25 protein-coding genes are annotated in these 25,330 nt (G+C 74.6%); 5 read left to right on the top strand and 20 right to left on the bottom strand.

What is annotated here, in order from left to right; translation table 11 throughout:
* Positions 1-38 precede the first annotated feature (38 nt).
* Positions 39-731 (top strand): hypothetical protein, encoded by a 693-nt coding sequence (locus tag CLV72_RS13860; protein ID WP_106245692.1) that lies wholly within the window; start codon positions 39-41, stop codon positions 729-731.
* On the opposite strand, the gene ybaK is transcribed toward CLV72_RS13860, so the two are convergent.
* From ybaK to CLV72_RS13845, 3 genes are read right to left on the bottom strand one after another with little or no spacing between them, the layout of a single operon-like run.
* The gene (gene ybaK, locus CLV72_RS13855) at positions 639-1,169 is read right to left on the bottom strand and encodes a Cys-tRNA(Pro) deacylase (RefSeq protein WP_106245690.1); all 531 of its coding nucleotides are present in this window, start codon (positions 1,167-1,169) and stop codon (positions 639-641) included. The two genes, CLV72_RS13860 and ybaK, sit on opposite strands and share 93 nt — an antisense overlap.
* The gene (locus tag CLV72_RS13850; protein ID WP_211302865.1) at positions 1,166-1,843 is read right to left on the bottom strand and encodes an LON peptidase substrate-binding domain-containing protein; all 678 of its coding nucleotides are present in this window, start codon (positions 1,841-1,843) and stop codon (positions 1,166-1,168) included. Before CLV72_RS13850 ends, ybaK begins: the two co-directional genes overlap by 4 nt.
* Before the next feature lie 46 nt (positions 1,844-1,889).
* Positions 1,890-2,321, bottom strand: a complete 432-nt coding sequence (locus CLV72_RS13845) for a GNAT family N-acetyltransferase (RefSeq protein ID WP_106245686.1) — start codon at positions 2,319-2,321, stop codon at positions 1,890-1,892.
* Positions 2,322-2,371: 50 nt separating this feature from the next.
* Here CLV72_RS13845 and CLV72_RS13840 point away from each other — a divergent pair, with 50 nt between their 5' ends.
* The 3 genes from CLV72_RS13840 to CLV72_RS13830 are packed head-to-tail and all read left to right on the top strand — an operon-like array spanning position 2,372 to position 4,315.
* The gene (locus CLV72_RS13840) at positions 2,372-3,226 is read left to right on the top strand and encodes an AraC family transcriptional regulator (RefSeq protein ID WP_106245684.1); all 855 of its coding nucleotides are present in this window, start codon (positions 2,372-2,374) and stop codon (positions 3,224-3,226) included.
* Between the two features lie 10 nt (positions 3,227-3,236).
* Positions 3,237-4,004 (top strand): AzlC family ABC transporter permease, encoded by a 768-nt coding sequence (locus CLV72_RS13835; RefSeq protein ID WP_106245682.1) that lies wholly within the window; start codon positions 3,237-3,239, stop codon positions 4,002-4,004.
* The gene (locus CLV72_RS13830) at positions 4,001-4,315 is read left to right on the top strand and encodes an AzlD domain-containing protein (RefSeq protein WP_106245679.1); all 315 of its coding nucleotides are present in this window, start codon (positions 4,001-4,003) and stop codon (positions 4,313-4,315) included. The genes CLV72_RS13835 and CLV72_RS13830 overlap by 4 nt, the downstream gene beginning before the upstream one ends.
* Before the next feature lie 15 nt (positions 4,316-4,330).
* On the opposite strand, the gene CLV72_RS13825 is transcribed toward CLV72_RS13830, so the two are convergent.
* From CLV72_RS13825 to CLV72_RS13810, 4 genes are all read right to left on the bottom strand, one after another.
* A complete protein-coding gene (locus CLV72_RS13825; RefSeq protein WP_106245677.1) occupies positions 4,331-5,098 on the bottom strand; it encodes a GIDE domain-containing protein in 768 nt (255 codons plus the stop codon).
* A 69-nt stretch (positions 5,099-5,167) separates the two neighbouring features.
* Entirely contained in the window at positions 5,168-6,097 is a 930-nt protein-coding gene (locus CLV72_RS13820) for an RluA family pseudouridine synthase (protein ID WP_106246940.1), read from the bottom strand.
* A gap of 2 nt (positions 6,098-6,099) precedes the next feature.
* On the bottom strand, positions 6,100-6,813 hold the full coding sequence (lspA, locus tag CLV72_RS13815) for a signal peptidase II (protein ID WP_106245674.1): 714 nt from the start codon (positions 6,811-6,813) through the stop codon (positions 6,100-6,102).
* Between the two features lie 29 nt (positions 6,814-6,842).
* The gene (locus CLV72_RS13810) at positions 6,843-7,283 is read right to left on the bottom strand and encodes a TraR/DksA family transcriptional regulator (RefSeq protein WP_106245672.1); all 441 of its coding nucleotides are present in this window, start codon (positions 7,281-7,283) and stop codon (positions 6,843-6,845) included.
* A gap of 536 nt (positions 7,284-7,819) precedes the next feature.
* Here CLV72_RS13810 and ileS point away from each other — a divergent pair.
* Positions 7,820-11,002, top strand: coding sequence for an isoleucine--tRNA ligase (ileS, locus tag CLV72_RS13805; protein WP_106245669.1), 3,183 nt, complete (start codon positions 7,820-7,822; stop codon positions 11,000-11,002).
* Positions 11,003-11,169: 167 nt separating this feature from the next.
* Here ileS and CLV72_RS13800 read toward each other — a convergent pair whose 3' ends face one another.
* The 13 genes from CLV72_RS13800 to mraY form a co-directional block, all read right to left on the bottom strand.
* Positions 11,170-12,543, bottom strand: a complete 1,374-nt coding sequence (locus CLV72_RS13800) for a hypothetical protein (protein WP_106245666.1) — start codon at positions 12,541-12,543, stop codon at positions 11,170-11,172.
* 139 nt (positions 12,544-12,682) lie between these two features.
* Positions 12,683-13,525 carry a DivIVA domain-containing protein gene (locus CLV72_RS13795; RefSeq protein WP_106245664.1) on the bottom strand — a complete coding sequence of 281 codons (843 nt, stop codon included), beginning with the start codon at positions 13,523-13,525 and terminating at the stop codon, positions 12,683-12,685.
* 49 nt (positions 13,526-13,574) lie between these two features.
* A complete protein-coding gene (locus CLV72_RS13790; RefSeq protein ID WP_106245662.1) occupies positions 13,575-13,859 on the bottom strand; it encodes a YggT family protein in 285 nt (94 codons plus the stop codon).
* 43 nt (positions 13,860-13,902) lie between these two features.
* Positions 13,903-14,454: a cell division protein SepF gene (locus CLV72_RS13785; protein WP_106245660.1), complete on the bottom strand. Its 552-nt coding sequence runs from the start codon at positions 14,452-14,454 to the stop codon at positions 13,903-13,905.
* An 82-nt stretch (positions 14,455-14,536) separates the two neighbouring features.
* Positions 14,537-15,247: a YggS family pyridoxal phosphate-dependent enzyme gene (locus tag CLV72_RS13780; RefSeq protein ID WP_106245658.1), complete on the bottom strand. Its 711-nt coding sequence runs from the start codon at positions 15,245-15,247 to the stop codon at positions 14,537-14,539.
* The gene (gene pgeF, locus CLV72_RS13775; protein ID WP_106245656.1) at positions 15,244-16,008 is read right to left on the bottom strand and encodes a peptidoglycan editing factor PgeF; all 765 of its coding nucleotides are present in this window, start codon (positions 16,006-16,008) and stop codon (positions 15,244-15,246) included. The genes CLV72_RS13780 and pgeF overlap by 4 nt, the downstream gene beginning before the upstream one ends.
* A 4-nt stretch (positions 16,009-16,012) precedes the next feature.
* Entirely contained in the window at positions 16,013-17,476 is a 1,464-nt protein-coding gene (ftsZ, locus tag CLV72_RS13770) for a cell division protein FtsZ (RefSeq protein WP_106245654.1), read from the bottom strand.
* Between the two features lie 305 nt (positions 17,477-17,781).
* Positions 17,782-18,540, bottom strand: a complete 759-nt coding sequence (locus CLV72_RS13765; RefSeq protein WP_106245651.1) for a cell division protein FtsQ/DivIB — start codon at positions 18,538-18,540, stop codon at positions 17,782-17,784.
* Positions 18,540-19,988 (bottom strand): UDP-N-acetylmuramate--L-alanine ligase, encoded by a 1,449-nt coding sequence (murC, locus tag CLV72_RS13760; protein ID WP_106245649.1) that lies wholly within the window; start codon positions 19,986-19,988, stop codon positions 18,540-18,542. The genes CLV72_RS13765 and murC overlap by 1 nt, the downstream gene beginning before the upstream one ends.
* A gap of 196 nt (positions 19,989-20,184) precedes the next feature.
* Positions 20,185-21,285, bottom strand: coding sequence for an undecaprenyldiphospho-muramoylpentapeptide beta-N-acetylglucosaminyltransferase (gene murG, locus CLV72_RS13755; RefSeq protein WP_106245647.1), 1,101 nt, complete (start codon positions 21,283-21,285; stop codon positions 20,185-20,187).
* A complete protein-coding gene (gene ftsW / locus CLV72_RS13750) occupies positions 21,282-22,643 on the bottom strand; it encodes a putative lipid II flippase FtsW (RefSeq protein ID WP_106245645.1) in 1,362 nt (453 codons plus the stop codon). Before ftsW ends, murG begins: the two co-directional genes overlap by 4 nt.
* Positions 22,644-22,801: 158 nt before the next feature.
* Positions 22,802-24,211: a UDP-N-acetylmuramoyl-L-alanine--D-glutamate ligase gene (murD, locus tag CLV72_RS13745; protein WP_106245642.1), complete on the bottom strand. Its 1,410-nt coding sequence runs from the start codon at positions 24,209-24,211 to the stop codon at positions 22,802-22,804.
* The gene (mraY, locus tag CLV72_RS13740) at positions 24,208-25,266 is read right to left on the bottom strand and encodes a phospho-N-acetylmuramoyl-pentapeptide-transferase (protein ID WP_106245639.1); all 1,059 of its coding nucleotides are present in this window, start codon (positions 25,264-25,266) and stop codon (positions 24,208-24,210) included. The genes murD and mraY overlap by 4 nt, the downstream gene beginning before the upstream one ends.
* Between the last annotated feature and the right edge of the window lie 64 nt (positions 25,267-25,330).

Raw genomic sequence — 25,330 nt, 5'->3', positions numbered from 1 at the left:
GAGCTTACGACCTCGCGGCCGTTCTATCCTTGCGGTCCATGGGGCTCACCGGGCGAACCGGACTCGACGGTCATCCCGCCGGCGCGCGGCCGCGCCGCCTGCGCGCACTGGTGGTGCCGGCGCTCGCGGTCGCGGCCGCGGGCCCGCCGGTCGGGCTGGTGTGGTGGCTGATCGCGCCGCGCGCCTCGATGGCGGTCACCGCCGAGGGGCCGCGGCCGGTGCTGGGCAACTCCGGGGTGGAGTTCGCCGCCGACGGGCGCTTCGCGCTGATGGCGCTGGCGGCCGGCCTGATCAGCGGCTACGTCGGCTACGCCGTGCACCGCCGGCGGTCGGAGCGCACCGGCCGCTCGCACTCCACCAGCGTGCTGCTCGGGGTGGTGGCCGGCTCGCTGGCCGCGTCACTGCTGGCCGCTGCGGTCGCCTACAACCTTGACCTGCCCGGCTACCAGGCCGCGCTGGCGGCGGCGGCCGAGGGCGAGGAGGTGCCCGCACCGCTGCGGCTGCGCGCCGTGGCGGCGGTGGTGCTGTGGCCGCTGGGCGCGGCGATGGAGTACACGATCCTCGAACTGATCGCGCTGGTGTGGGCGCGCTGGTCGGCGGCCGGGCAGGCGCCGGCCTCCGCGGCCGTGCCGGACGGCTCAGCCGCTGCGGTCGCGGGCGGGCCTGGCGATGGCGGCGGTGCGGGCGCCGGCCAGCCGGACGAGGTCGTCCGGCGCGATCTCCAGCTGTAGGCCGCGCCGCCCGGCCGACACGAACACGGTGGGGTGCGCCGACGCGCTCGCGTCCACCACGCACGGCAGCGCGCGGCGCTGCCCGAGCGGGCTGATGCCGCCCACCACGTAGCCGGTGGCCCGCTCGGCGGCCGCGGGATCGGCCATCTCGGCGCGCTTGCCGCCCACCGCCCCGGCCAGCGCCTTGAGGTCGAGGCTGCCCGACACCGGCACCACCGCGACGGTCAGCGCGCCGTCGACGCTGGCCACCAGGGTCTTGAAGATCCGGTCGCGGCCGAGGCCCAGCGCCTGGGCCGCCTCCTCGCCGTAGCCGGCCGAGGCGCCCTCGGCCCCGCCGCCCGACTCGTACGGGTGCAGGGTGAACGCCACCCCGGCGCGTTCGGCCGCCACCGCGGCGGGCGTGCCGCCGGAGCGGCCGGCGGATTTCCTGCGGCTCAATTCAGGCTCACCCCCGTGTCCAGGAACTGCCCAGCGGGCAGGGTGCGCAGCGACTTCAGCAGCCGCGACTCCCCGGCCAGCAGCTCGGCCTCGTCAGCCAGCCGGGCGGCGGCGTGCTCGGCCTGCAGCAGCCGCTGCTTGTCGCCCGGGTCGACCAGCAGGGCGCCCGCGACGGCGTAGGACAGCCGCAGCGGGTCGGAGGGCAGCTCGACGGAGGCGACGGCGGCGATCCCGGCCGCGGCCAGGCGCTCGCCGTAGCGCTTGAAGCGGCGGGCCACCACCTCGGCGAGGGCGTCGGCGTTGTCGCCCACGGCGTCGGGCAGCACGGTCACCGAGGCGCGCAGGTAGCCGTCGGGGTCGTCGGGCTCGAACAGCTCGTCGGTGCGGAACCGGCTGCCGCCGCTGACGGTGAGGGTGTAGCGCCCGTCGTCGTGGTGCTGGGCGCGTTGCAGTTCGGCCACGCAGCCCACCGACGCCATCCGGTGCGGGGTCCCCGAGCCGACCTCGCGGCCGAGCCGGATGGCCACCACCCCGAAGCCCCGGTCGGCGTCCTCGGGCTCCTCCAGCAGGTCGGCCACGAGCCTGCGGTAGCGCTCCTCGAAAATGCTCAGCGTGACGACCATCCCGGGGAACAGGACGGTGCCCAGGGGGAAAAGCGGCATCTGTCGGGTCACGTCGCCAGCCTACGGAGCGGCCGCCGCGCCGTCGCCCGGGGCGCGCTCACAGCTCCTTGCGCATCTCGACGTGCGGGATGCCCGCCTCCTCGAACTCCTCGCCGTGCGCGGTGTAGCCCAGCGCCCGGTAGAACTCCAGCACCGGCACCTGGGCGTGCAGCTCGACGGCGGTGAACCCGCGCTCGCGGGCCCGCTGCTCGACGGCGCGGACCAGTTCGGCGCCGAGCCCGGCGCCGCGCGCCCGCGGCAGCACGGCCAGCCGGCCGAGGGCGGCGGTGCCGCCCTCGGCGGTCAGCCGGGCGGCGCCCACCGCCTCGCCGCCGACGCGCGCCAGGAAGTGGTCGGTGGAGTCGGCGTCGTCCAGCGCGTCGTACTCCATGTCGGCCGGGACGCCCTGCTCGCCGATGAAGACCTGCTCGCGGACGGCGAAGCCGGCGGCGCGCTCCGCGACCGTGGCGGCCACGATGATCTCGGTCATGGCCCGACGCTAGCGCACCGGGCGCACCGGGCGTTTCCTAGCATGAGGACGTGATCACCTCCGACCGCGAGGACGTGCGCTTCTGGCACCACCCCGCCCACCCGGCCGTCGAACTGGTGTCGGCGCGCTACCGCCGCTACCGCTTCACCCGCCACATCCACGACAGCTACACGGTCGCGGTGATCGAGACGGGTGTGGAGGAGTGGGAGTGCCGGGGCGTCCTGCACCGGGCCGGGCCCGGCGCCATCGGCGCCGTCAACCCCGGCGACGTGCACACCGGCCACTCCGGGGTTCCCGAGGGGTGGAGCTACCGGGTGATCCGCCCCGACGTGGCGCTGATGACGGCGATCGCCGCCGAGGTGGGCGCGGGGCGCGGCGCCCCGCTGCTGACCGACGCGGTCATCGACGACCCCGTCACGGCCGAGCGGCTGCGCGCCGCGCACCGCGCCGCGGCCGAGGGCGACCGGCTCGCCTCCTCCACCCTGCTGCGCACCGCGCTGGCCACCCTGGTCACCCGGCACGCCTCGGGCACGGCCGCGCCCCCGCCGCCACGCCGGCTGCCCGCGCAGGTGCGGGCGGCCCGCGACATCCTGCACGCGGAGCTGCTGGACCCGCCGAGCCTGGCCGAGCTGGCCGAAACGGTGCGGGCCGAGCCCTTCGCACTGCTGCGCGCCTTCCGCGCCGCCTACGGCCTGCCACCGCACGCCTACCTGGTCCAGCAGCGGGTGGACCGCGCCCGCGAACTGCTGCGCACCGGCGCGCGGCCCGCCGAGGTGGCCGCCGCCACCGGCTTCGCCGACCAGGCGCACCTGTCCCGCCATTTCAAGCGGATCACCGGGATGTCGCCCGGGGTGTACCGGCGGGGCGCAGGATCGTTCAAGACCGCGGAGCACGGCCCCGGCTAGCGTCGGCGGCATGTCCGAAGCACAGCCTCCACCGCCGTCCGCACCCGCGGAGCCCGCCCCGCGGGACCACCCCTCCCCCGTCCGCTCCGGGCTGGCGGTGGGACTCGCCGTCGGCCCGGCCGGGATCGCGTTCGGCACCGCGGCCACCACCGCCGGCCTGGACGTCTGGCAGACCTGCGTGCTGAGCCTGCTCGCCTTCACCGGCGCCTCGCAGTTCGCCCTGATCGGGGTGGTCGCCGGGGGCGGCAGCCCGCTGTGGGGCGGGGTGGGCGCGCTGCTGCTGGGCGCCCGCAACACCCTGTACGGGCTGCGCCTGGCCGACCTGCTCCAGGCGCGCGGGCCGCTGCGCCGGCTGGTCGCCGCGCACGGCGTGATCGACGAGACCACCGCCGTCGCCATCGCCCAGCCCGACCCGAAGTCGGCGCGCACCGCCTTCGCGGTGACCTACGCGACGCTGTTCGCGCTGTGGAACGCCACCACCGCGCTCGGCGCGGTCGCGGCCGACCGGATCGGCGATCCCGACGCCTTCGGCCTGGACGCGGTCGGCCCGGCCATCTTCCTGGCGCTGCTGTGGCCGCAGCTGACCGAGGGCGGCACCCGGCTGCGGGTGGCGCTGGGCGGCGCCGCGATCCTGCTGGCCACCACCGCCTTTCTGCCGCCCGGCGTGCCGGTGCTGCTGGCCGCCGCGGCCGCCGCCGTGCCGGTGGCGGCGCAGGCGCTGCGGACCGCGGGCGCGCGCCCGTCGGACGGCAACGGGGACGAAAGGGACCGGCCGTGACCCTGTGGATCGCGATCGTGGGCACCGCGGTCGGCTGCTACCTGCTCAAACTGGCCGGGCTCTCGGCGCCGCGCGCCCTGCTCGACCACCCCGTCGTGGCGCACTTCGCCGCGATCGTGCCGGTCGCGCTGCTGGCGGCCCTGGTGGCCCAGCAGGCCGTCACCTCGGGCCCGTCCTTCGACTTCGACCTGCCCCGGCTCGCCGGGCTGGCTGCGGCCGTGGCCGCGCTGCTGCTGCGGGCGCCCTTCCTGGTGGTGCTCCTCGCCGCCGCCGCGGTCGCGGCGGGGCTGCGCCTGCTCGGCCTGGGCTGAGCCGCCTCGGCGGCCCTAGGCCGGCGTCAAGGGGGCGTTCATCACGACCAGCACCGTTATGGCGGCGAACACCAGCACCAGGACCACGATGGCCGCCGCTTGCCAGTGCGCGCCTCTCAGCTCGTCCTCCAGCCGCTGGGACGAGGTGTTGGAGACGAGGAAGTGCTCGGCCTCCGGGGCACGCACGAGCAGCTCGCCGTTCTCGCGGGTGATCTCGCCCAGTACGCAGACCTGCTCGCCCGCCCGGATGAGCCGTTCCTGGAAGCCGTATCCGATGTGCCCGCTCCCGGGCGGCGTCACGATTCCGAGGGCGTCCGCCCGGGCCGTTCCCTCCTCGAAGTCGTCATGGCTGAGACCGTCGATGACCATACGGGCCCCTTCGAGCAGCACCCTGACGGTCCCGGTGCCGTCGGTCACCAGCAGCGGGGCCTGTGACGCCTTCTCGGCCGCCACACTCGTGCGCCGGGTGCGGGTGGGGCCGTGATCGCGGTCGTGGTTGGAGTCGTAGTGCCAGTAGTGCCGCACCACGCAGGTGTGCCACCACACGGCCGAGCGGCCGGAGAACGGGGCGGTGAGTTCGCGGCCGGGGTCGGCGCCGACCTGGCCGACCACCTCGGCCACCACGCTCCCGGCCGACTCCAGGCGCCGCCGGATCTCCGCGACGCTCAAGGTCGGCGTGCGGCGCACCGCGTCGTAGCGGCTCCACGCGGCGTACCAGCGCGCGAGAGCGATTGCGAGCACCAACACGACGAACGCACCGGCCGCGAGAACAGGATCGACCACGTGCCGACGCTAGCCGGCACGACGGGCCCGCGCCACGGCCGCGAGCGGCTTCTGGGCGGCCAGGAGCGGTCAGCTCTCGGCCGCCAGCACGTCCAGGGCGTGCCGGAGGTCGGGGGGGTACTCGCTGGTGAACTCCACCCAGTGCCCGCCACCAGGGTGCTCGAAGCCGAGCCGGACGGCGTGCAGCCACTGGCGGCGCAGGCCCAGGCGCTCGGCGAGGGTGGGATCGGCGCCGTAGGCGCGGTCGCCCACGCACGGGTGGCGCAGCGCGGACAGGTGCACCCGGATCTGGTGGGTGCGGCCGGTCTCCAGCCTGACGTCGAGCAGGCTGGCCGCGCGGAAGGCCTCGATGGTGTCGTAGTGGGTGACCGAGGGGCGGCCGCCGGCGACCACGGCGAAGCGGCCGTCGCCGGCGGGGTGCCGGTCGATGGGGGCGTCGACGGTGCCGCGCGAGGGGTCGGGGTGGCCCTGCACCAGGGTGTGGTAGCCCTTGTCGACGGTGCGCTCCTTGAAGGCGCGCTTGAGCATGCTGTAGGCCCACTCGCTCTTGGCCACCACCATCACGCCGGTGGTGTTGGCGTCCAGCCGGTGCACGATGCCCTGCCGCTCGGCCGCGCCGCTGGTGCTGACCCGGTGCCCGGCGGCCAGCAGCCCCTCGACGACGGAGGGGCCGGTCCAGCCGGGGGTGGGGTGGGCGACGACGCCGACGGGCTTGTCCACCACGATGATGTCGTCGTCCTCGTGCAGCACGGCGAGGCCGGGCACGGCCTGCGGCACCGGCACGGGGGCCGAGGGGGCGGGCGGCAGCGCGACCTCCAGCCAGGAGCCGCCGCTGACGCGGTCGGACTTGGCGGCCGGGGCGCCGTCGACGGTGACGTCGCCGCCGCTGATCAGCTCGGCGGCGCGGGTGCGGGAGAGCCCGAACATCCGGGCGATGGCGGCGTCCAGCCGCTCCCCCTCCAGTCCGTCGGGCACCGGCAGGCTGCGCAGATCGGTCACGGTCACCGCTCCTTGCTCCCCGGGCTACCGGGGCTCTCGGCGCTGCCGGCCCCGGGCTCGGCGTCGCCGGGCACCGGTTCGGTGCGCGGCGCGGGGGCCGCCGCCTCGGCGTCGGTCCGGGCCGAGGCGCCCGTCCCGCCGCCCTCGGCGGAGCCCTCGCCGCCGGGCCCGCCCGCGTCCTCGTCCTCGCCCTCGGGGCGGTCGCCCCGGGTGCCGTTGAGGTTGTGGCCGCGGAAGGTCAGCACCAGCGCCAGGGCCGCGCCGCAGAAGATGGACGAGTCGGCGATGTTGAAGACGGGGAAGTCGAAGAGGTTCACCTGGATCCAGTCGACCACATGGCCCTGGAAGAAGCCCGGCGCCCGGAACAGCCGGTCGACCAGGTTGCCGGTGGCGCCGCCCAGGATCAGGCCGAGGGTGACCGCCCACCCGGTGCTGTAGACCTTGGGCGCGTAGTAGACGACCACCGCGGTGACCGTCATGGCGATCAGGGTGAACACCCACGGGTAGCCGGTGCCGAAGCTGAAGGCGGCGCCGGAGTTGAAGGTGAGGGTGAGGTTCAGCAGGCCGCCGAGCAGTTCGACGGGGTCGTTCCAGGAGTAGTTCGCGAGCGCGATCTCCTTGGTGGTGAAGTCGGCCGCCAGCGCGACGGCCCATACTCCGAAAAGGATGCCCAGCCGCCGCCTGGCCGGCCGGGCATCCGCCGCTTGCTCCGTCATCTATGGGACCCCATCGTGGGAGCCGCCGCTCAGCGGCGCTCCTCGCGCTGCTTGCACTGGACGCACAGCACCGCCCGCGGGTACGCCTGCAGACGTGCCTTGCCGATCGCCTTGCCGCACGACTCGCAGGCACCGTAGGTGCCGGCGTCCATCCGGGCGATCGCCCGCTCGCTCTGCGCGAGCAGGTCACGCGTATTGTAGGTCACCGCGAGACTGTGCTCGCGGGCGAAGTTCTTGGCGCCGGTGTCGGCGGTGTCGTCGCCGGCGCCGCTCACGGAGTCGGCCAATTGGTCGGCGAGCTGGGCCTGCGCCTGCTCGATCTCGGCCCGGTAGGTGGCGATGTCCTCCAGCAGGCGCTCGCGCACCTCGGTGCGTTCGGCCTCGCTCCAGGGCTCCTCACCGGGGCGGACCGGCAGCTCGGCGGCCGGATGCGGGCCCGCGTCCGCCGAGATGGGCTGGGCATGGGTCATTGCCGTAACCCCCCGTTTCTGTGTGTTCCGCGCGGCCGGCCCTCGGGCCGCCGCGCACTCCCCCAAAGACAGTCTGGGCAGCATAGGCGGCGCGGCAGGCGGCGGCAAACAGCGGCGGTGTGAGCCTCGCCATAGGAGCCGCGCGATCGCGTCTGCGGTGCTGCGGGCGCGCGGCCGCCCCGGGGCGGGTAAAGCGGGAGCACAGGGCCGCCGCCATGGGTTATCGTCGGTGTGTCGGCACGGCGATGATGGGGACGAGTAGCGGCGGCCGCCCGCCTGAGCGACCCGGGGACGGTGCGAGCCCGGGGCGAGGCCCGTCGCGAAGATCACCCCGGAGCCGCCGGAAGAACAGCGGACCCCCGTCGGCGCCCGCCCAGTAGACCCGGCCGCCGCAGGCAACGAAGCGGGCCGCACCGGAAGCGGGCGGCCAAGGAGGGTGGTACCGCGGGAGGGCGCGCGTCGCCGTCTCGTCCCTCCGTCAGGTGTTCGCCGCCGGACGCGACCGCGTCCGGACCTGATGGGGAGGTCCGCCACCCGTGTCGCCCACACGCCACACCGATCCGCCGTTCCGGGCACTGCCCGCGCAGGTCGACCTGCCCGCCCTGGAGCGCGAGGTGCTGCGCCGCTGGAGCAGCTCCGGAGTGTTCGAGCAGTCGCTGAAGCAGACCGAGGGCGGTCCGTCCTGGGTCTTCTACGAGGGCCCGCCCACCGCCAACGGTCAGCCCGGGGTGCACCACGTCGAGGCGCGCGTCTTCAAGGACGTGTTCCCGCGCTTCAAGACGATGAAGGGCTACCACGTCGAGCGGAAGGCCGGCTGGGACTGCCACGGCCTGCCCGTCGAGGTCGCCGTGGAGAAGGAGCTCGGGCTCTCCGGCAAGAAGGACATCGAGGAGTTCGGCATCGCCGAGTTCAACGACCGCTGCCGCGAGTCGGTGCTGCGCAATGTGGACGCGTTCACCGAGCTGACCGAGCGGATGGGCTACTGGGTCGACCTCTCCCAGGCGTACCGCACGATGGACGCCTCCTACGTGGAGTCGGTGTGGTGGGCGCTGAAGGCGATCCACGGCAAGGGGCTGCTGGTTCGCGACTTCCGGATCAGCCCGTACTGTCCGCGCTGCGGCACCACCCTGTCCGACCACGAGCTGGCGCAGGGCTACGAGACGGTGACCGACCCCTCGGTCTACGTGCGCCTGCCGCTCACCTCGGGGCCGCTGTCGGGCGGTGCGGACGCCGCCTCGCTGCTGGTGTGGACCACCACCCCGTGGACCCTGGTGTCCAACACGGCCGTGGCGGTGCACCCCGAGGTCGAGTACGTGGTGGCCACCGACGGCGCCGAGCGGGTGGTGGTGGCCGAGCCGCTGCTGGGCGCCGCCCTCGGCGAGGGCTGGACGGCCACCGGCGAGCGCTTCACCGGCGCGCAGATGGAGCGCTGGACCTACCGGCGCCCCTTCGAGCTGGTGGAGTTCGCCGAGCCCGCGCACTTCGTGGTGCTGGCCGACTACGTCACCGTCGAGGACGGCACCGGCCTGGTGCACCAGTCCCCCGCCTTCGGCGAGGACGACATGCGCACCTGCCGCGCCTACGGCCTGCCGGTGGTGAACCCGGTGCGCGCCGACGGCACCTTCGAGCAGGACCTGGACCTGGTGGGCGGGGTGTTCTTCAAGACCGCCGACGCCACCCTCGTCGCCGACCTGCGCGAACGCGGCCTGCTCTTCCGCCACCAGGACTACGAGCACAGCTATCCGCACTGCTGGCGCTGCCACACCGCGCTGCTGTACTACGCGCTGCCGTCCTGGTACATCCGCACCACCCGGATCAAGGACCGGCTGCTCGCCGAGAACGAGCGCACCAACTGGTACCCGGCCACCATCAAGAACGGCCGCTACGGCGAGTGGCTGCGCAACAACATCGACTGGGCGCTGTCGCGCAGCCGCTACTGGGGCACTCCGCTGCCGCTGTGGGAGTGCCCGGACTCCCACATCACCTGCGTGGGCTCGCTGGCCGAGCTGGGCGAGCTGGCCGGGCGCGAGCTGTCCGCGCTCGACCCGCACCGCCCCTACGTCGACGACGTCACCCTGCCGTGCCCGGAGTGCGGCCTCACCGCGCGCCGGGTGCCCGAGGTGATCGACGCCTGGTTCGACTCCGGCTCGATGCCCTTCGCGCAGTGGGGGGCGCCGTACCGGAACCAGGAGCGCTTCGAGCGCTCCTACCCGGCGCAGTACATCTGCGAGGCGATCGACCAGACCCGCGGCTGGTTCTACTCGCTGATGGCGGTCGGCACCCTGGTCTTCGACCGCTCCTCCTACGAGAACGTCGTCTGCCTCGGCCACATCCTGGCCGAGGACGGCCGCAAGATGAGCAAGCACCTCGGCAACATCCTGGAGCCGATCCCGGTGATGGAGCGGCACGGCGCCGACGCGCTGCGCTGGTTCATGGCCGCCTCCGGCTCGCCGTGGGCGCCGCGCCGGGTCGGGCACGCCGCGCTGGAAGAGATCGTGCGCAAGGTGCTGCTCACCTACTGGAACACCGCGTCCTTCTTCGTGCTGTACGCGCGGGCCGGCGAGGGCTGGGACCCCTCGCGGGCGGCCGAGGCGCCGCCGTACGCGCAGCGCCCGCTGCTGGACCGGTGGGTGCTGGCCGAGCTGAACCGCACCGTGGGCGAGGTCGACGCCGCCCTGGAGGACTTCGACACCGCGCGGGCCGGCCGGCGGCTCACCGAGTTCGTCGACGACCTGTCCAACTGGTACGTGCGCCGCTCGCGCCGCCGCTTCTGGGGCGGGGCGGCCACCCCCGAGGGCGCGGCCGCCTTCGCCACCCTGTACGAGTGCCTTGAGGTGCTGACCCGGCTGATGGCGCCGATCGTGCCCTTCCTGACCGACTACCTGTGGGACGTGCTGCGCACCCCGGACGCCCCCGAGTCGGTGCACCTCGCCTCCTGGCCGCAGGTGCGCACCGAGCTGCTGGACCCGCAGCTGAGCGAGCGGATGGCGCTGGCCAGGCGGCTGGTGGAGCTGGGCCGCACCGCCCGCGCCACCTCCGGTGTGCGCACCCGCCAGCCGCTGGGCCGGGCCGTGGTGGGCGCGGCGGGCTTCGACGCGCTCAGCCCCGAGCTGCGCGAGGTCATCGCCGACGAGCTGAACGTGGCCGAGCTGCACCCGCTGGGCGCCGTCGGCGGCGAGCTGGTCGACTACACGGTCAAGCCCAACTTCCGCGAGCTGGGCCGCCGCTTCGGCAAGCAGACCCCGAAGGTCGCGGCCGCCGTCGGCGCGGCCGACCCGGCCGGGCTGGTGCACCGGCTGCGCGCCGACGGCTCGGTCTCCCTCACCGCGGCCGAGCTGGGCGAGGTGCGGCTGGAGCCGGGCGAGCTGGTCGTGACCGAGCAGCCCCGCGAGGGCTGGGCCGTCGCGGCCGGGGCGGGCGAGACCCTCGCGCTCGACCTGGAGCTGAGCCCGGAACTGGTCCGGGCGGGCCTGGCCCGCGAGGTGGTCCGGCTGGTGCAGGACGCCCGCAAGTCCAGCGGCCTGGACATCTCCGACCGCGTCGACGTGTGGTGGTCCGCCGCCGACAAGGAGCTGCGCCGCGCCCTCACCGACTTCGGCCCCGACATCGCCGCCGAGGTCCTGGCCGGGACCTTCGCCGAGGGCCCGGGCGGCTCCGACGCCACCGAGCACGGCGACCCCGACCTCGGCCTCAGCTTCCGGCTGGCCCGCCGGGGCTGAGCGGGCTGCCGGGACGGCCCCGCCCGCACGGCGGGGCCGTCCCGGCACGGCCGCGTCGCCGCCGGAGGCCGGGCGCGCCCTCGGCCATGTCGTGGACGCCGTGCATCGGCCGGTGCCGGACCGGCGGCCGCCGGTCCGGCAGGGCCGGCGATGTGCCGCAGCAGAGTTCAGCGGTCGGCGGGGCGGGACCCGGGGGTGTCGTCGGGATCCTCGTCGGCCGGGATGAACCAGCGCGGGCCGTCCTCGTCCGCATCGGCGGCGGACGGGGCGGAGCCGTCGGCCTGGCGGGCGGCGTCCTGCGCCTCGCCTGCTTCGTCGCCGGCAGTGGATCCGGTGCCGGTGCCCGCGCCGTCGCCGGAGCCGGACGTGGGCACGCCGGCGTCCTCGGCGGTGTCAGCGGCGTCCGGCTCCGCTCCGGGTTCCTGGTGTGCTTCGTCGGCCGGCTCCGCGTCGGCGGCGGGCCGGACGTAGGTGTCGGTGTCGCGGCTGTCGTCGGACCCGGGCTCGGCCGCGGCGTCGTCGGTCGGCGCGACGTCGGGCTCCGCGCGCTCGGCCTCGGCCGGTTCCGGCTCGGGCGCCGCCGCCTCGGCCGCGGCCTCGGCCTGCTCCGGACGCGCACCGGTGGCGGACGCGGCGGGCTCGTCGTCCTCCGGCTCGGACCGCTCCGCCTCGGAGGCGGCGGAGTCCGCGTCGGTGTCGGCGGGGTCGCGGCTCCAGGCGAAGGCGCCGATGGCGGCCGCTTCGTCGGATTCGGGCCGTTGCGGCTCGGGTGCCGGCTGCTGGGCCGGCTCGGGCTCGGCGCGGTCGTCCGCGGGCTCCGGCCCGGACGGCCGGGCGGTCGGCGCCGGAACGCGCCGGGTCTCCTCGCCGTCGCTCGGCTCGGCCCAGCGGGGCTCGTCCTGCGGCCGGTCGTCGTGCGCCGCGCCGCCGGGCACCGGCACCGGCTCGGTGCGCGGTTCCTCGGGCCGGTCCGGCCGCACCCGCTCGGTGCGGTCGTCGGCGGACCCGGGAATGTCGTAGGTGATCGGCCCCGCCGGTGCGGGGCTCGGCGCGGGCACCGGGCGACCGGGCCTGGGCGCCGGTTCCGGCGCGGGGCGCTCGGGGGCGGCGGCCGGGCCCGGCCAGGCGGGCCTGGGCCGCTCGGCCTGCTCGGTGCGCTGCGTGGGCCGCTGCTCGAAGGCGGCCGGCCGCGCCCCGGCGGCCGCCGCCCCACCGAAGGGCGGGGCGGCCGGCCGCGCGCCGGGCACCGGCTGCCAAGGCTCGGCTCCGCTCCGGCTCTCGGCCGGCGCGGCGGCCCGCTCGGTACGTTCGGACGCCTTCCCCGGACCGTCCGTACGTTCCTGTGCGTGCGCCACGTCGCCGTGCGCCGAGTGCGTGCCGAACAACTCCTTGCGCCGGAGGACGACCCCGACCGCGAGCAGGACCGACGACAGCAGTGCGATCCCCAGTGCCGTGTAGACGACCGCCACCTGCGCGAGCGCGAAGCCCACGGCGAGAGCGGCGATGGCCACCACGGCGAGGACGGCGCTCGCGATGATCACGGAAGTCCTCGAATCCGGCTCACCCCGACTCACGGGGCCTGGGTTGTCCTGGCGCTGGGCGGCCGTACCCGGCCGTCAGCCGCCGAACGGGGCTGGAGCGACCGGCGGTGACCCGCCCGTTCGCCCAACCGTAGCGGTATCAGCGGCGGTCGTGCGGCGGTTCCGGGCGGAATCCGCCGTGCGGAGCCGGTTCAGGCTGCGGAAACGGGCTCTGGGCTCCGGTCGGCGCGCCGTTGCGCGGTTCGCCGTGCTGGAGCGAGGACGGGGACGGGCCGGTGCCCGCGGTCGGGAACGACCCGGTGTCGCCGGTGCCGGCGTCGAGTTCGCCCAGCAGGCCCTCAAGGTAGGCGCGCAGGCGGCTGCGGTACTCGCGCTCGAAGCCGCGCAGCTCCTCGACCTTGTCCTCGAGCTCCTCACGCTGCTGCACCAGCGAGCCCATCACCTGGTGGTGGCGCTCCTGCGCGTCGCGGTCGAGGTTCTCGGCGCGGGCGCGGGCCTCGCCGACGATCTGCTCGGCCTGGCGGCGCGCCTTGCCGAGGATGCTGTCGGCCTCGTGCCGGGCGCGGCCCAGCGTCTCGTCGGCCTCGCGCCGCGCGTCGGCGATGGCCTGGTCGGCGGTCTGCTGCGCCAGCGCCAGCACCCGCGCCGCGGTGTCCATGTTGTCCTCGCCGCCCTGCGGCATGCCCATGGCCATCGGGAGCGGCGGCTCGGGGCGCGGCTCCGGCTGCGGCTCGGGCTTGGGGGGCTCGGGAGGCAGTTCCTGCCGGACGGGGTCCATCACCGGAGCGGAGGCCATGCCCAGCGGCTTGCCGCGCAGCGACTCGGCCAGCTTGGCGCGCAGCTCCTCGTTCTCCTGGATCAGGCGGTCGAGCTCGGCCTCGACCTCGTCGAGGAAGGCGTCGACCTCCTCCTCGTCGTACCCCGGCCTGAGCCGGGTCGTACTGAACTGCTTATTCCGCACATCCGCGGGGGTAAGCGACATGTTGGTCTCCTTGGCGCGCTTGGAGTCTGTCCGTAGGGACGGTACCCGATCAGAGCAGCCGCACGATCTGGATCAGGATCAGGATGATGATGAACAGCACCGTGAAGCTGAGATCCAGTGCGACGCCTCCCAGTCGCAGCGGCGGGATGAAGCGCCGCAGGAACTTGAGGGGCGGATCGGTGAGTGTGAACACCGTCTCGGCGAGCACCAGTACGACGCCCCGCGGCTTCCAGGATCGCGAGAACACCTGCAGCAGCTCAAAGATCACCCGACCGATGAGGAGGAGCAGGTAGATGTTGAGAACGGCGACCAGCACGTCCTGAACGATGTTCACGAGCGTGCCTCACCCGGTCTTTCGCGCATGGGTACTGAACCATCTAGCTCTGATTGAAGAAACCTCGTTCGGCGATTCGTGCTTTGTCCTCAGCGGTCACCTCGACGTTGGCAGGGGACAACAGGAACACCTTGTTGGTCACGCGCTCGATGCTGCCGTGCAGCCCGAAGATCAGCCCGGCCGCGAAGTCGACGAGACGCTTGGCGTCGCTGTCGACCATCTCGGTCAGGTTCATGATCACCGGCGTGCCCTCCCTGAAGTGCTCTCCGATGGTACGGGCTTCGTTGTACGTGCGTGGATGCAGCGTAGTGATACGCGCGAGATCCGCTGTCGCCGGGAGGGTGGTGGTCACGTTCCGTCGCTCTGGCGCGGACGGTGCGTAGCCGTGGTCGGCACGCGGATCGTCCTCACGGACCGTGGCGACGGCGCCATCGGCCGCCAGATCGCGGCGCCCGTCGCCGTTGTCCTCGACACCGTCGTCGAAGTCGTCGAAGTCATCATATTCGGGCGCGTAGCGGTGGTCGTAACGGTCGTCGTAGCGGTCATCCTCCACGAGGCCGAGATAGACCGCCATCTTGCGCATTGCGCCGGCCATCCGTAAGCCCTCCGTCGTACCAGTGGTCCCCACGGCGCGGCCACCGAGGTGACAGGTGGACGTCAAACGTCCATGAGGGACATTACCTGACCATCGGTCGCCGGGCGCCGAGCAACGCCGTACCGATCCGCAGGTGTGTCGCGCCGTTCCGCACGGCGCTTTCGAGGTCCGCGCTCATGCCCGCGGAGATCACTCCGGCGTCCGGATACACGGCCGTGACCTCGGCCGCCAGCGCCCGCAGCCGGGCGAAGGCGGGGTCGGGCGCGCCGCCGCGCGGCGCGACGGCCATCAGCCCGGCCAGCCGCAGCGAGGACTCGGCCGCGATCATTTTGGCCAGATCCGGCACCGCGTCCGGGTCGGCGCCGCCGCGCGGCCCCAGCTCCCCCTCCTGCGCGGGTTCGAGGTTCACCTGCACCAGGCAGTCGAGGACGCGGTCCTGCGCCGCGGCGGCCGCGGCCAGCGCCCGCGCGATCCGGGGCCGGTCGACGGAGTGCACCATATGGGCGTAGCGGGCGACGGAGCGGGCCTTGTTGGACTGGAGCTGGCCGACGAAGTGCCAGCGCAGCGGCAGGTCCGCGCACTCGCGCGCCTTGGCCGCCGCCTCCTGGTCGCGGTTCTCGCCGACGTCGGCGAGCCCGAGCCGCGACAGCAGCCGCACGTCGGAGGCGGGGTGGTTCTTGGTCACCGCGATCAGGTGGACGCCGGCGGGGTCGCGCCCGGCGGCCCGGGCCGCCGCGTCGATCCGCTCGCGCAGCGCGGTCAGCCTCTCCCGCAGCTCCTGCTCACGGGTCATCGTCCGTTCCCGGCCGGCCGCCAGACGAAGCCCGCGAAGCGGCCGGTGCGGCCGTCCCTGCGGTGGGAGAACAGCTCGGGGCTCTCCACCGTGCAGCGGTCGTCCTCGGTGATCGTGCCGACGCCCGCGCGGTGCAGCTGGGCGCGCACGCCCGCGCGCAGGTCCAGGCCGGGGGTGCCCTGCCGGGTGGTGCACGGGGCGGCGGGCACGGCGGCGCCGACCTGCTCGCGCAGCTCGGCCGGGACCTCGTAGCACTTGCCGCAGACGGCGGGGCCGATCAGGGCGGCGCAGCCGGCCGGGTCGGCGCCCAGGGCGGCCATCCGGGCGACCGCCGCGCCGACCACGTCGGACTCGGTGCCCTTGCGGCCGGAGTGGACGGCGCCGATGACCCCGGCGGCCGGGTGGGCCAGTAGCACCGGCACGCAGTCGGCGACCTTGACGGCCAGCGCGAGGCCGGGACCGGCGCCGACCACGGCGTCGGCCTGGCCGGCGTCCAGGCCCGAGGCGTGTTCGTCGATGGGCAGCGCGGCCGCCGCGTCGGCCACCTCGGCGCCGTGCACCTGGCGCATCCACACCACCCTGCCCGGGTCCAGGCCCAGGGCGCGGGCGGCCTCGCGCCGGTTGGCGGTCACCGCCGCGGGATCGTCGCCGACCAGTTCGCCGAGGTTGAGGCGGTCATAGGGAGCGGCGCTCACCCCGCCGTCGAAACGACCGGGGAACGCCGCTCTCACACCGCCGCCGAGCTCGAAGATGCGCGTCACCGCTCTAGTCTTTCAGAAAGTCCGGTACGTCCAGATCGTCGTCCTCGTCGAACACGACAGGGCGCCGCGGCATGTCGGCGGTGCGGCTGAAGGCGCCGCGGTGGTGCTCGCCGCCGCGCGGGTGCAGCGGCCGCACCGCGGCGTCGCGGCCGGACGAATCGTCGTCATCGTCGTCGGCGGGCCGGTGCTCGGGCGCGGGGTCCAGCCGGGTGACGGTGGTCTCGGGCTCGGCGGGCGGCTCCGGCTCGGGCTCCGGCTCGATGTACTCGGCCCGCTCGTGCACGACCGGCTCGGGCTCCGGTTCGGGCTCGGGCGCCGGCGGCGGCGCGGCGCTGACCGGCGGCTGCGGCCGCACCGGCGGAGGCGGCGGCTGCACCGGCTGGTGGTGGTGGACGGGCTGGTGGTGGACGGGCGCCGCGTGGATCGGCGCGGGAGCCGGGCGCTCGCGGACCGGCTCGGGCGCGCGGTGCGGCGGCTCGGCCGCGCGGTGCGACGGCGGTTCAGGCGGCAGCACGGTGGACCGCGCCTCGTCGAAGCCGGCCGCGATCACGGTGACGCGCACCTCGTCGCCGAGGGCGTCGTCGATGACGGCGCCGAAGATGATGTTGGCGTCGGGCGCGGCGGAGTTGGCCACCAACTGGGCCGCCTCGTTGATCTCGAACAGGCCGAGGTCGGAGCCGCCCTGGATGGACAGCAGCACACCGTGGGCGCCGTCGATGCTCGCCTCCAGCAGCGGCGAGGAGATCGCCATCTCGGCCGCCGCGACCGCGCGGTCGTCGCCGCGCGCGGAGCCGATGCCCATCAGCGCCGACCCTGCGCCGGACATGACGGACTTGACGTCGGCGAAGTCGAGGTTGATCAGGCCCGGGGTGGTGATCAGGTCGGTGATGCCCTGGACACCGGAGAGCAGCACCTGGTCGGCCGCCTTGAAGGCGTCGAGCACGCTGACCTGGCGGTCGGAGATGGACAGCAGGCGGTCGTTGGGGATGACAATGAGGGTGTCGACCTCGTCGCGCAGCATCTCGATGCCGACTTCGGCCTGGGTGGCGCGGCGTTTGCCCTCGAAGCTGAACGGGCGGGTGACGACGCCGATGGTGAGCGCGCCGAGCGAGCGGGCGATGCTGGCCACCACGGGGGCGCCGCCGGTACCGGTGCCGCCGCCCTCACCGGCGGTGACGAAGACCATGTCGGCGCCCTTGAGCACCTCCTCGATCTCCTCGCGGTGGTCCTCGGCGGCCTTGCGGCCCACGTCGGGATTGGCACCGGCGCCCAGGCCGCGGGTGAGTTCCCGGCCCACGTCGAGCTTGACGTCGGCGTCGCTCATCAGGAGCGCCTGGGCGTCCGTGTTGATGGCGATGAACTCGACGCCCTTGAGGCCCTCCTCGATCATTCGGTTGACGGCGTTGACGCCACCGCCGCCGATGCCGACGACTTTGATGACCGCGAGGTAGTTCTGCGGTGCTGCCACGACGAGGGGCCTTTCCTCTTCACTCGTTCGGTTCGTCCATCGGATCCGGCCGACCCGGCCGGCGGGTCCGCCTCGACCGGCTACCCGGTATCGGTCGTGCCGATGCCGCGCTGACAGCTAGTGTGACTCATCGGCTTCGGACCACCTCCGGGTGCGGGCGCGGATGCTGCTCGGCGGCGACCCGGAGGTTGATTTCCTGCTGACAGCACCGCCATTGGTTTTCTAGACAGTAGGCTTGGCCGCTACCCGCGAGCAACTAACCGGCCTCGAATCGGTCCGGCGTGTCGCCGGACCGACCTGGGCGGTCAGGCGGCCGGCCCCGCGGTGGCGGCGCCGTCGAGACCGCCGACGACCGCCACGTCAGGGGCGCTCACGTCGTAGCTGAGGCCCGCGGCGGGTGGGTGCTCCGCCAGCAGGATCATCAGCACCCGCGCCTTCTCCGCCCCGCCGCGCGCGTCGCCCCAGACCACCTCCGCGCCGTCGCGCAGCCGCAGCACCACGGTGTCGCCGTCGGCCGCCTCGATCCGCTCCACCAGTCCGGACACCTCCGCGGGCAGTTCGCGGACGATGGCGGCGGCCGCCGCCACGGCCGGATGGCCCTCGGGCTCCCCCTCCAGCGCGAGTTCGGGGAGGGCGGCGGGCCGCTCGGGCACCGTCTCCACCGTCACGCCGAAGCGGTCGATCAGCATGAATTGCCCGTCGGCGGGCACGGCGAGCACCGGGGTGCGCTCCATCACCGCGATGCCGACCGCGGCCGGCCAGTTGCGCGAGACGGTGGCCTCCTCGACCAGCCGCAGCTCCTCGACCCGCTCGGCGACCGCGTCGAGGTCGACCCGGACCAGCGGAGTTCCCGGCGGGACGTCGGCGGCGACCACGACCTCCTCGGTGCCGAGCCGGTTCAGGCCCTCGACCTGCACCTCGCGCACCACCAGCAGCCGGGAGCCCAGCAGCAGCCAGGTGACCACCGTGAGCAGGCCGACGATGAGGAGGACGACGAAGGCGACCTTCCACGGGTCCGCCCGCCGGGGGGTCTGCGCCGGGGCCGCGGCCTGCGTGTCGGCCATCAGGATCCCAGGGCGTCGACGATGCGCGGGCCCAGCTCGGTGACGTCGCCCGCGCCCATGGTGAGGACGATGTCGCCGGGGCGGGCCAGCGCCGCGATCTGCGCGGGGATCCGCTCGCGCTCGGGCTGGAGGTGGACGCGGCCGTGCGGGACGGCGGAGGTGACCAGCTCGGAGCCGACGCCGGGTTCGGGATCCTCGCGGGCGGCGTAGATCGACATGACCACGACCTCGTCGGCGAGGCCGAGCGCCTGGCCGAACTCGGCCGCGAAGATCCGGGTGCGGCTGTAGAGGTGCGGCTGGAACAGCGCGATCACCCGGCCGGGCGCGGCGCCCTCGCCGCGCGGCGGCTCGGAGTCCAGGGCGGCGCGGGCGGCGCGCAGGTCGGCGGCGAGTTCGGTGGGGTGGTGGGCGTAGCTGTCGTAGACGCGCACGCCGCGCGCCTCGCCCTTGGGCTCGAAGCGGCGGGCGGTGCCGCGGTAGGCGGCCAGCCCGGCGGCGGCGGCGCCGGGGGCGAAGCCGAGTTCGAGGGCGACGGCGATGGCGGCGGCGGCGTTGGCGACGTTGTGCCGGCCGGGCGCGTGCACCGTGTAGGGGTGCTCCCCGGCGGGGCCGGCGAGGGTGAAGCGGGAGCCGAAGCCGGCCGGGGCGATGGCGCCGATGCGGTAGTCGGCGCCTGGGTTCTCGCCGTAGCCGCGCACCTGGCGGCCGTGCTCGGCGGCGGCCTTGGCCACCAGCTGGGCGCCGGGGTCGTCGACGCCGGCCACCACCAGCTCGCCGGTGAGCGCGGTGAAGCGGTCGAAGCCCTCGTGGATCTGCTCGATGCCGGAGTAGTTGTCGAGGTGGTCGGCCTCGACATTGGTGACGACGGCGATCTCGGGGCGGAGCATCAGGAAGGAGCCGTCGCTCTCGTCGGCCTCCACCACGATCAGCTCGCCGCTGCCGGCGTCGGCGGCCGCGGCCAGGCCGGAGGCGGGCGCGCCGGGTCCGCCGACCAGCTTGCCGCCGATGACGTAGCCGGGCTCGGCGCCGCAGTGGCGCAGCACGGTGGCGAGCATCGAGGTGGTGGTGGTCTTGCCGTGGGTGCCGGCCACCGCGATGCCGCGCCGGCCCAGCAGCAGCGCGCCCAGCGCGGCGGCGCGGGGCAGCACCCGCAGCCCGCGCTCGCGGGCCGCGGCCAGTTCGGGGTTGCCCGGGCGCACCGCCGAGGAGACCACCACGGTGTCGGCCTCGCCCAGCTGCTCGGCGGCGTGCCCGGCGTGCACCCGCGCGCCGGCCGCGCGCAGCTCGGTGAGGACGGAGGAGTCGCGCGCGTCGCTGCCGGACACCGCGACCCCGCGCTGCAGCAGCACCCGGGCGATGCCCGACATGCCCGCGCCGCCGATCCCGATGAAGTGGACCCGGCCTAGCTCCTCGACGGGCACCGGCTCGACCGGTTCGACCAGGCTCATCGCCGTCCCCCTCCGTTCGTCAACCCGTTCGTCCACAAGCCCGCCCGCACGGCGGGGCTTGTCCACAGCCCGCCGCCGGCCCTCGCCCCGGCGCACCGATCCGCGGGAGACTGGATGTGGGGTCGCCCCCCTGGGCGGGAGGGGGATGGGCTCGGGGATCGGGTGCGGGATCGACCGGGGAATGGGGTGGCGGTGGTCACCGGCCCTCCGACCTCTTCTCGCGGATGACGTTCAGCACGATGTGCGCGAGTTCGTCGTCGGCGTTGCGGCGGCCGGTGCTGGAGGCGGCCTCGGACATGCCGACCACCCGGTCGGTGTCGGTGAGCACGCCGAGCACGTTGTCGCGGATCCACTCCGCGGTCAGCTGGGAGTCGTCCACCAGCAGGCCGCCGCCGGCCGACACGATCGGCTCGGCGTTGAGGCGCTGCTCGCCGTTGCCGTGCGGCAGCGGCACGTAGACGGCGGGCAGGCCCACCGCCGCCAGCTCGGCGCAGGTCAGCGCGCCCGCGCGGCACAGCGCCATGTCGGCGGCGGCGTAGGCGAGGTCCATGCGGTCGACGTAGGGCACGGTGATGAACGGCACGCCGTCGGCGGTGTGGTCCTCGGGCTCGGCGGCGTTCTTCGGGCCGACCACGTGCAGCACCTGCACGCCCGCCTGCCGGAACAGCGGGCGGGCGTCGGTGACGGCCTGGTTGATGGAGCGGGCGCCCTGCGAGCCGCCGAAGACGAGCAGGGTGGGCAGGTCGTCGCGGAGCCCGAAGTGGGCGCGGCTCTTGTCGCCGAGCGCCAGCCGGTCCAGCTGCGAGATCTGCTCGCGGATGGGGATGCCGATGTAGCGGCCGCCCGACAGCTGGGCGTCGGGGTGGCCGGTGAAGACGTGGTCGGTGAGCCGGGCGCCGAGCCGGTTGGCCAGCCCCGCCTTGGGGTTGGCCTCGTGCACCACGATCGGCACGCCGCGCCGCCACGCCCCGCCGTAGCCGGGGGTGGCGACGTAGCCGCCGAAGCCCACCAGGACGTCGGCCCTGACGCGGTCGAGGATCCCGGCGGCGGCGCTGATGGCGCCGGCCAGCCGGCCCGGCACGGTGAGCAGCTTGGGCGTCAGCGCACGCGGCAGCGGCACGGCCGGCACCATCGCGAGGTCGTAGCCGCGCAGCGGGACCAGCCGTGTCTCAAGGCCGCGCTCGGTACCCAGGCAGGTGATGCCGATCTGCGGCTCGGCCCGCCGCAGCGCGTCGGCGAGGGCGAGCGCGGGCTCGATGTGACCGGCGGTGCCGCCCCCGGCCAGGACAACCATCATCGTCGACGTTCCCTCCTCGGAGTCTGGGTGGCGCGCCCGCGCGGGGCGGGCGTCCGCCGCCGGTCCGGGGCCTCGCGACGTACCACCAGTCGGTCTCCCCGGACTTCCAGGCCAAGCCAGCTTAGAGCCCGCCGGGCGGGTCCGGGGCCGCGAGCCGCCAATGCCTGCCGGGCACCGGGTTCGCGCTTGGCGAAGGCGAGCAGCATGCCGACGGCCACCATGGTGGAGACCAGCGAGGACCCGCCGTAGGAGACGAGCGGCAGCGGGACGCCGGTGATCGGGAGCAGGTTGATGACGGCGCCGATGTTGACCAGCGCCTGGAACACGATCCAGGCCGTGATCGCGGTGGCGGCCAGCCGGGTGAACAGGTCGGTGGCGCGGGTGGCCACCCGCAGCCCCGCGTAGCCCATCAGCCCGATCAGGCCGATGACGAGCAGGGTGCCGAGCAGGCCGAACTCCTCGCCGATGATGGCGAAGATGAAGTCGCTCTCGGTGTGCGGGAAGACGCCCCACTTCTCCCTGCTGCCGCCGATGCCGACGCCGAGCAGGCCGCCGGAGCCCAGCGCGTACAGGCCGCGCACGGCCTGGTAGCCGGTGCCGGTGGGGTCGGCTTCGGGGTTGAGGAAGGAGGTGAAGCGGCTCATCCGGTAGGGGGCGGCCACCACCATCAGGCCGACGAGCAGCCCGACCAGGCCGAGCATGCCGACGAACAGCTTGGCGGGGGCGCCGACCACCCACAGCAGCGCCAGGAAGATGACCAGCAGGATGCAGGCGGTGCCGAGGTCGCCGCCGAGGATGACCAGCATCACCACCGCGCCCGCCCCGGGCAGCAGCGGGATGAGCAGGTGCCGCCACTCGGTGAGCTGCCGCAGCTCCTCCTTGCGGGCCAGCAGGTTGGCGCCCCACAGCGCGAAGGCGAACTTGGCCGGCTCCGACGGCTGCACGGTCATGCCGCCGATCTCCAGCCACTGGGTGGCGCCGGTGTTGTAGCTCTCGCCGATGAACAGCACCGCGATCAGCGCGAGGATGGCGACCAGCAGCGCGGGCCCGGCCAGCGGCCGGAAGGCCCGCGGCGGCAGCTGCGCGGCGACGAGCATCAGCGGCAGCCCGATGCAGGCCGCCATGGCCTGGGTGGTGACGAGGGAGTACGGCGAGCCGGTGTCGCGCAGCTGCTCGATCATGGACGCCGACAGCACCATCAGCAGTCCGAGCGCCACCAGCAGCGCGGTGCAGCCCAGGATGAGGTAGTAGGAGGTCAGCGGCCGGTCCAGCAGGCGCGGCAGTGCGGCGAGGCCGATCCGCCCGCCGCCCCGCGCCACCGGGAACCCGGCATATCCGTCGCCCCGCGCCACCGCCATCAGCCTCACCCCGCCCGTGCCCGGCCCCGGCCGGGCCGTCTCGGCCTAGTCTGGCGAGGCCCGGGGCAGCGCACTCGGACATTCGGCGCGTGTTGGCCGGAAAATCGGCGTGGGGGCAGGCCGGATCGGGCCACCGGCCGGAGGCGGCCGCGCCGTGGCTACTCCCCCGGCGTGTCGGCCAGCGCCAGCACGGCGGCGGCGAAGGCGTCGCCGCGAGCGGGGTAGTCGCGGAACATGTCCAGCGAGGCGGCGGCGGGCGACAGCAGCACGGTGTCGCCGGGCCGGGCCAGCTTGGCGGCGGCGGCCACCACCTCGGGCATCACCTCGGGGTCGGTGCGGGCGATGTCGACCACGGGCACGCCGGGGGCGTGCTCGGCGAGGGCGGCGGCGATGCGGGCGCGGTCGGCGCCGAGCAGCACCGCGCCGCGCAGCAGATGCGCGGTGCCGCGCACCAGTTCGCCGACATCGGCGCCCTTGAGCAGGCCGCCCGCGATCCACACCACCGAGGGGTAGCTGCGCAGCGCGGCCTCGGCGGCGTGCGGGTTGGTCGCCTTGGAGTCGTTGACGTAGCCGACCTCGGCGACGGTGGCGACCGGCGCCATCCGGTGCGGTTCGGGCGCGAAGGCGCGCAGCCCGGCGCCGACCGCCTCGGCCGGCACCCCGGCGGCGCGGGCGAGCGCGGCGGCGGCCAGCGCGTTGGCGACGTTGTGGGGGGCGAGGGGGCGGACGTCCTCAAGCCGGGCCAGTTCGGCGGCGTGCGCGGGGTCGGCCACGAAGGCGCGGTCCACCAGCAGGTCCTCCACCACGCCCAGCTCACCGGGGGCCGGCACCGCCAGGCCGAAGCCGACCCGCCGTTCGGCGCCCTGCGCCAGCCGGACCGTGCGGGGGTCGGCGGTGTTGTACACCGCGAGGGTGCCGGGCGCGTAGACCTTCCCCTTGGCCTGGGCGTAAGCGTCCATGCCGCCGTGCCAGTCGAGGTGGTCGGGGGCGATGTTGAGGACGGCGGCGGCGTCGGGCGCCAGGCTGCTCGACCAGTGCAGCTGGAAGCTGGACAGCTCCACGGCGAGGACGTCGTAGCCGGGCCGGGCGGTGACGGCCTCCACGACCGAGGTGCCGACATTGCCGACGGCCAGCGCGCGGCGCCCGGCGGCGAGCAGGATCGACTCCAGCATCTTGACGGTGGTCGTCTTGCCGTTGGTGCCGGTGACGGCGAGCCACTGCTGGCCGGACGGGCGCAGCCGCCAGGCGAGTTCGACGTCGCCGATGACCGGCAGCCCCGCGGCGGCGGCGGCGCGCAGCAGCGGGGCGTCGGGCCGCCAGCCGGGCGAGGTGACCACGGTGCCGGTGCCCTCGGGCGGCGCCGACGCGGCGGCGGAGCCGAGCAGCACCCGCGCGCCCAGCCGCTCCAGTTCGGCGGCGCGGGCGCGGTTGGTGTCGTCGTCGCGGCCGTCGACCACGGTGACCTGCGCGCCGAGGGCGAGCAGGGCGCGGGCGACCGGCGGCCCGGACACGCCGAGCCCGGCCACGCACACCCGGGCGCCGGACCAGTCGGCCGCCGCCTGGTTCACCGGGGTACCGATTCGACGTAGAACAGGCCGACGCCGATGGCCACGAAGATGCCCTGGATGATCCAGAAGCGGACCACGATGGTGGTCTCGGCCCAGCCCATCAGCTCGAAGTGGTGCTGGAGCGGCGCCATCTTGAAGATCCGCCGTCCGGTGAGCTTGAACGAGCCGACCTGCATGATCACCGAGGCGGTGATCAGCATGAACAGGCCGCCGAGGATGAGCAGCAGCAGTTGGGTGCGGGTGGTGATGGCCAGGCCGACCAGCACGCCGCCCAGCGCGAGGGAGCCGGTGTCGCCCATGAAGATCTTGGCGGGCGGGGCGTTGTACCACAGGAAGCCGATGCAGCCGCCGAGCATGGCGGCGGCCACCACCGCGAGGTCGAGCGGGTCGCGCACCGTGTAGCAGGTCGGCGCGAGCGCGAACTCCACGCAGCTCTGCCGCAGCTGCCAGTTGCCGATGATGACGTAGGCGGCCAGCGACAGGATGGTGGCGCCGGTGGCCAGGCCGTCGAGGCCGTCGGTGAGGTTCACCGCGTTGGAGGTGGCGGTGATCATGATCAGCGCCCAGATGATGAACAGCCACGGCCCGATGTTGATGCCGATGTCGCGCACGAACGACAGCTCGGTGGAGGCCGGGGTGTAGGTGTAGCCGTTGGGGAACTGGGTGGCGAGGAAGGCGAAGACCACGCCCACCGAGATCTGGCCGGCCATCTTGGCGCCGCTGCGCAGGCCGAGGCTGCGCTGCTTGAAGATCTTGATGAAGTCGTCCAGGAAGCCGACCGCGGCCATGCCCGCCATCAGGAAGAGCACCAGCAGGCCGGAGACGGTCGGCGGCGTCCAGGTGACCAGGTGCGCGACGGCGTAGCCGACCAGGCCGCCCACCACGAACACGATGCCGCCCATGGTGGGGGTGCCGCGCTTGTCGAGGTGCGCCTCGGGGCCCTCCTCGCGGATGTGCTGGCCGTAGCCACGGCGCCGCAGCAGCTTGATGGCCAGCGGTGTCCCCAGCAGGGAGACGAACAGGGAGACCGCCGCGGCGATCAGGATGCTGGTCACGCGGCGGCCCCCCCGGTCCGCGACGCCGCATCGTGTCGGCTCGGCGCCAAGTGGGGAGTGGCTA

Origin of the sequence: Allonocardiopsis opalescens (assembly GCF_003002095.1) — a bacterium.
Taxonomy (GTDB): Bacteria; Actinomycetota; Actinomycetes; order Streptosporangiales; family Streptosporangiaceae; genus Allonocardiopsis; species Allonocardiopsis opalescens.
Note: the sequence above shows the minus strand (reverse complement) of the source record. Positions and strands in the feature narration are given on the sequence as shown.

What these genes read in the sequence shown, in the direction of transcription:
- CLV72_RS13860 (WP_106245692.1), top strand. Translation starts at nt 39, where the DNA reads ATGGGGCTCACCGGGCGAACCGGACTCGACGGTCATCCCGCCGGCGCG.
- CLV72_RS13845 (WP_106245686.1), bottom strand. Translation starts at nt 2,321, where the DNA reads ATGACCGAGATCATCGTGGCCGCCACGGTCGCGGAGCGCGCCGCCGGC.
- CLV72_RS13835 (WP_106245682.1), top strand. Translation starts at nt 3,237, where the DNA reads ATGTCCGAAGCACAGCCTCCACCGCCGTCCGCACCCGCGGAGCCCGCC.
- lspA (WP_106245674.1), bottom strand. Translation starts at nt 6,813, where the DNA reads ATGACGGAGCAAGCGGCGGATGCCCGGCCGGCCAGGCGGCGGCTGGGC.
- CLV72_RS13810 (WP_106245672.1), bottom strand. Translation starts at nt 7,283, where the DNA reads ATGACCCATGCCCAGCCCATCTCGGCGGACGCGGGCCCGCATCCGGCC.
- CLV72_RS13795 (WP_106245664.1), bottom strand. Translation starts at nt 13,525, where the DNA reads ATGTCGCTTACCCCCGCGGATGTGCGGAATAAGCAGTTCAGTACGACC.
- CLV72_RS13785 (WP_106245660.1), bottom strand. Translation starts at nt 14,454, where the DNA reads ATGGCCGGCGCAATGCGCAAGATGGCGGTCTATCTCGGCCTCGTGGAG.
- CLV72_RS13780 (WP_106245658.1), bottom strand. Translation starts at nt 15,247, where the DNA reads ATGACCCGTGAGCAGGAGCTGCGGGAGAGGCTGACCGCGCTGCGCGAG.
- CLV72_RS13765 (WP_106245651.1), bottom strand. Translation starts at nt 18,540, where the DNA reads ATGGCCGACACGCAGGCCGCGGCCCCGGCGCAGACCCCCCGGCGGGCG.
- murC (WP_106245649.1), bottom strand. Translation starts at nt 19,988, where the DNA reads ATGAGCCTGGTCGAACCGGTCGAGCCGGTGCCCGTCGAGGAGCTAGGC.
- murG (WP_106245647.1), bottom strand. Translation starts at nt 21,285, where the DNA reads ATGATGGTTGTCCTGGCCGGGGGCGGCACCGCCGGTCACATCGAGCCC.
- ftsW (WP_106245645.1), bottom strand. Translation starts at nt 22,643, where the DNA reads ATGGCGGTGGCGCGGGGCGACGGATATGCCGGGTTCCCGGTGGCGCGG.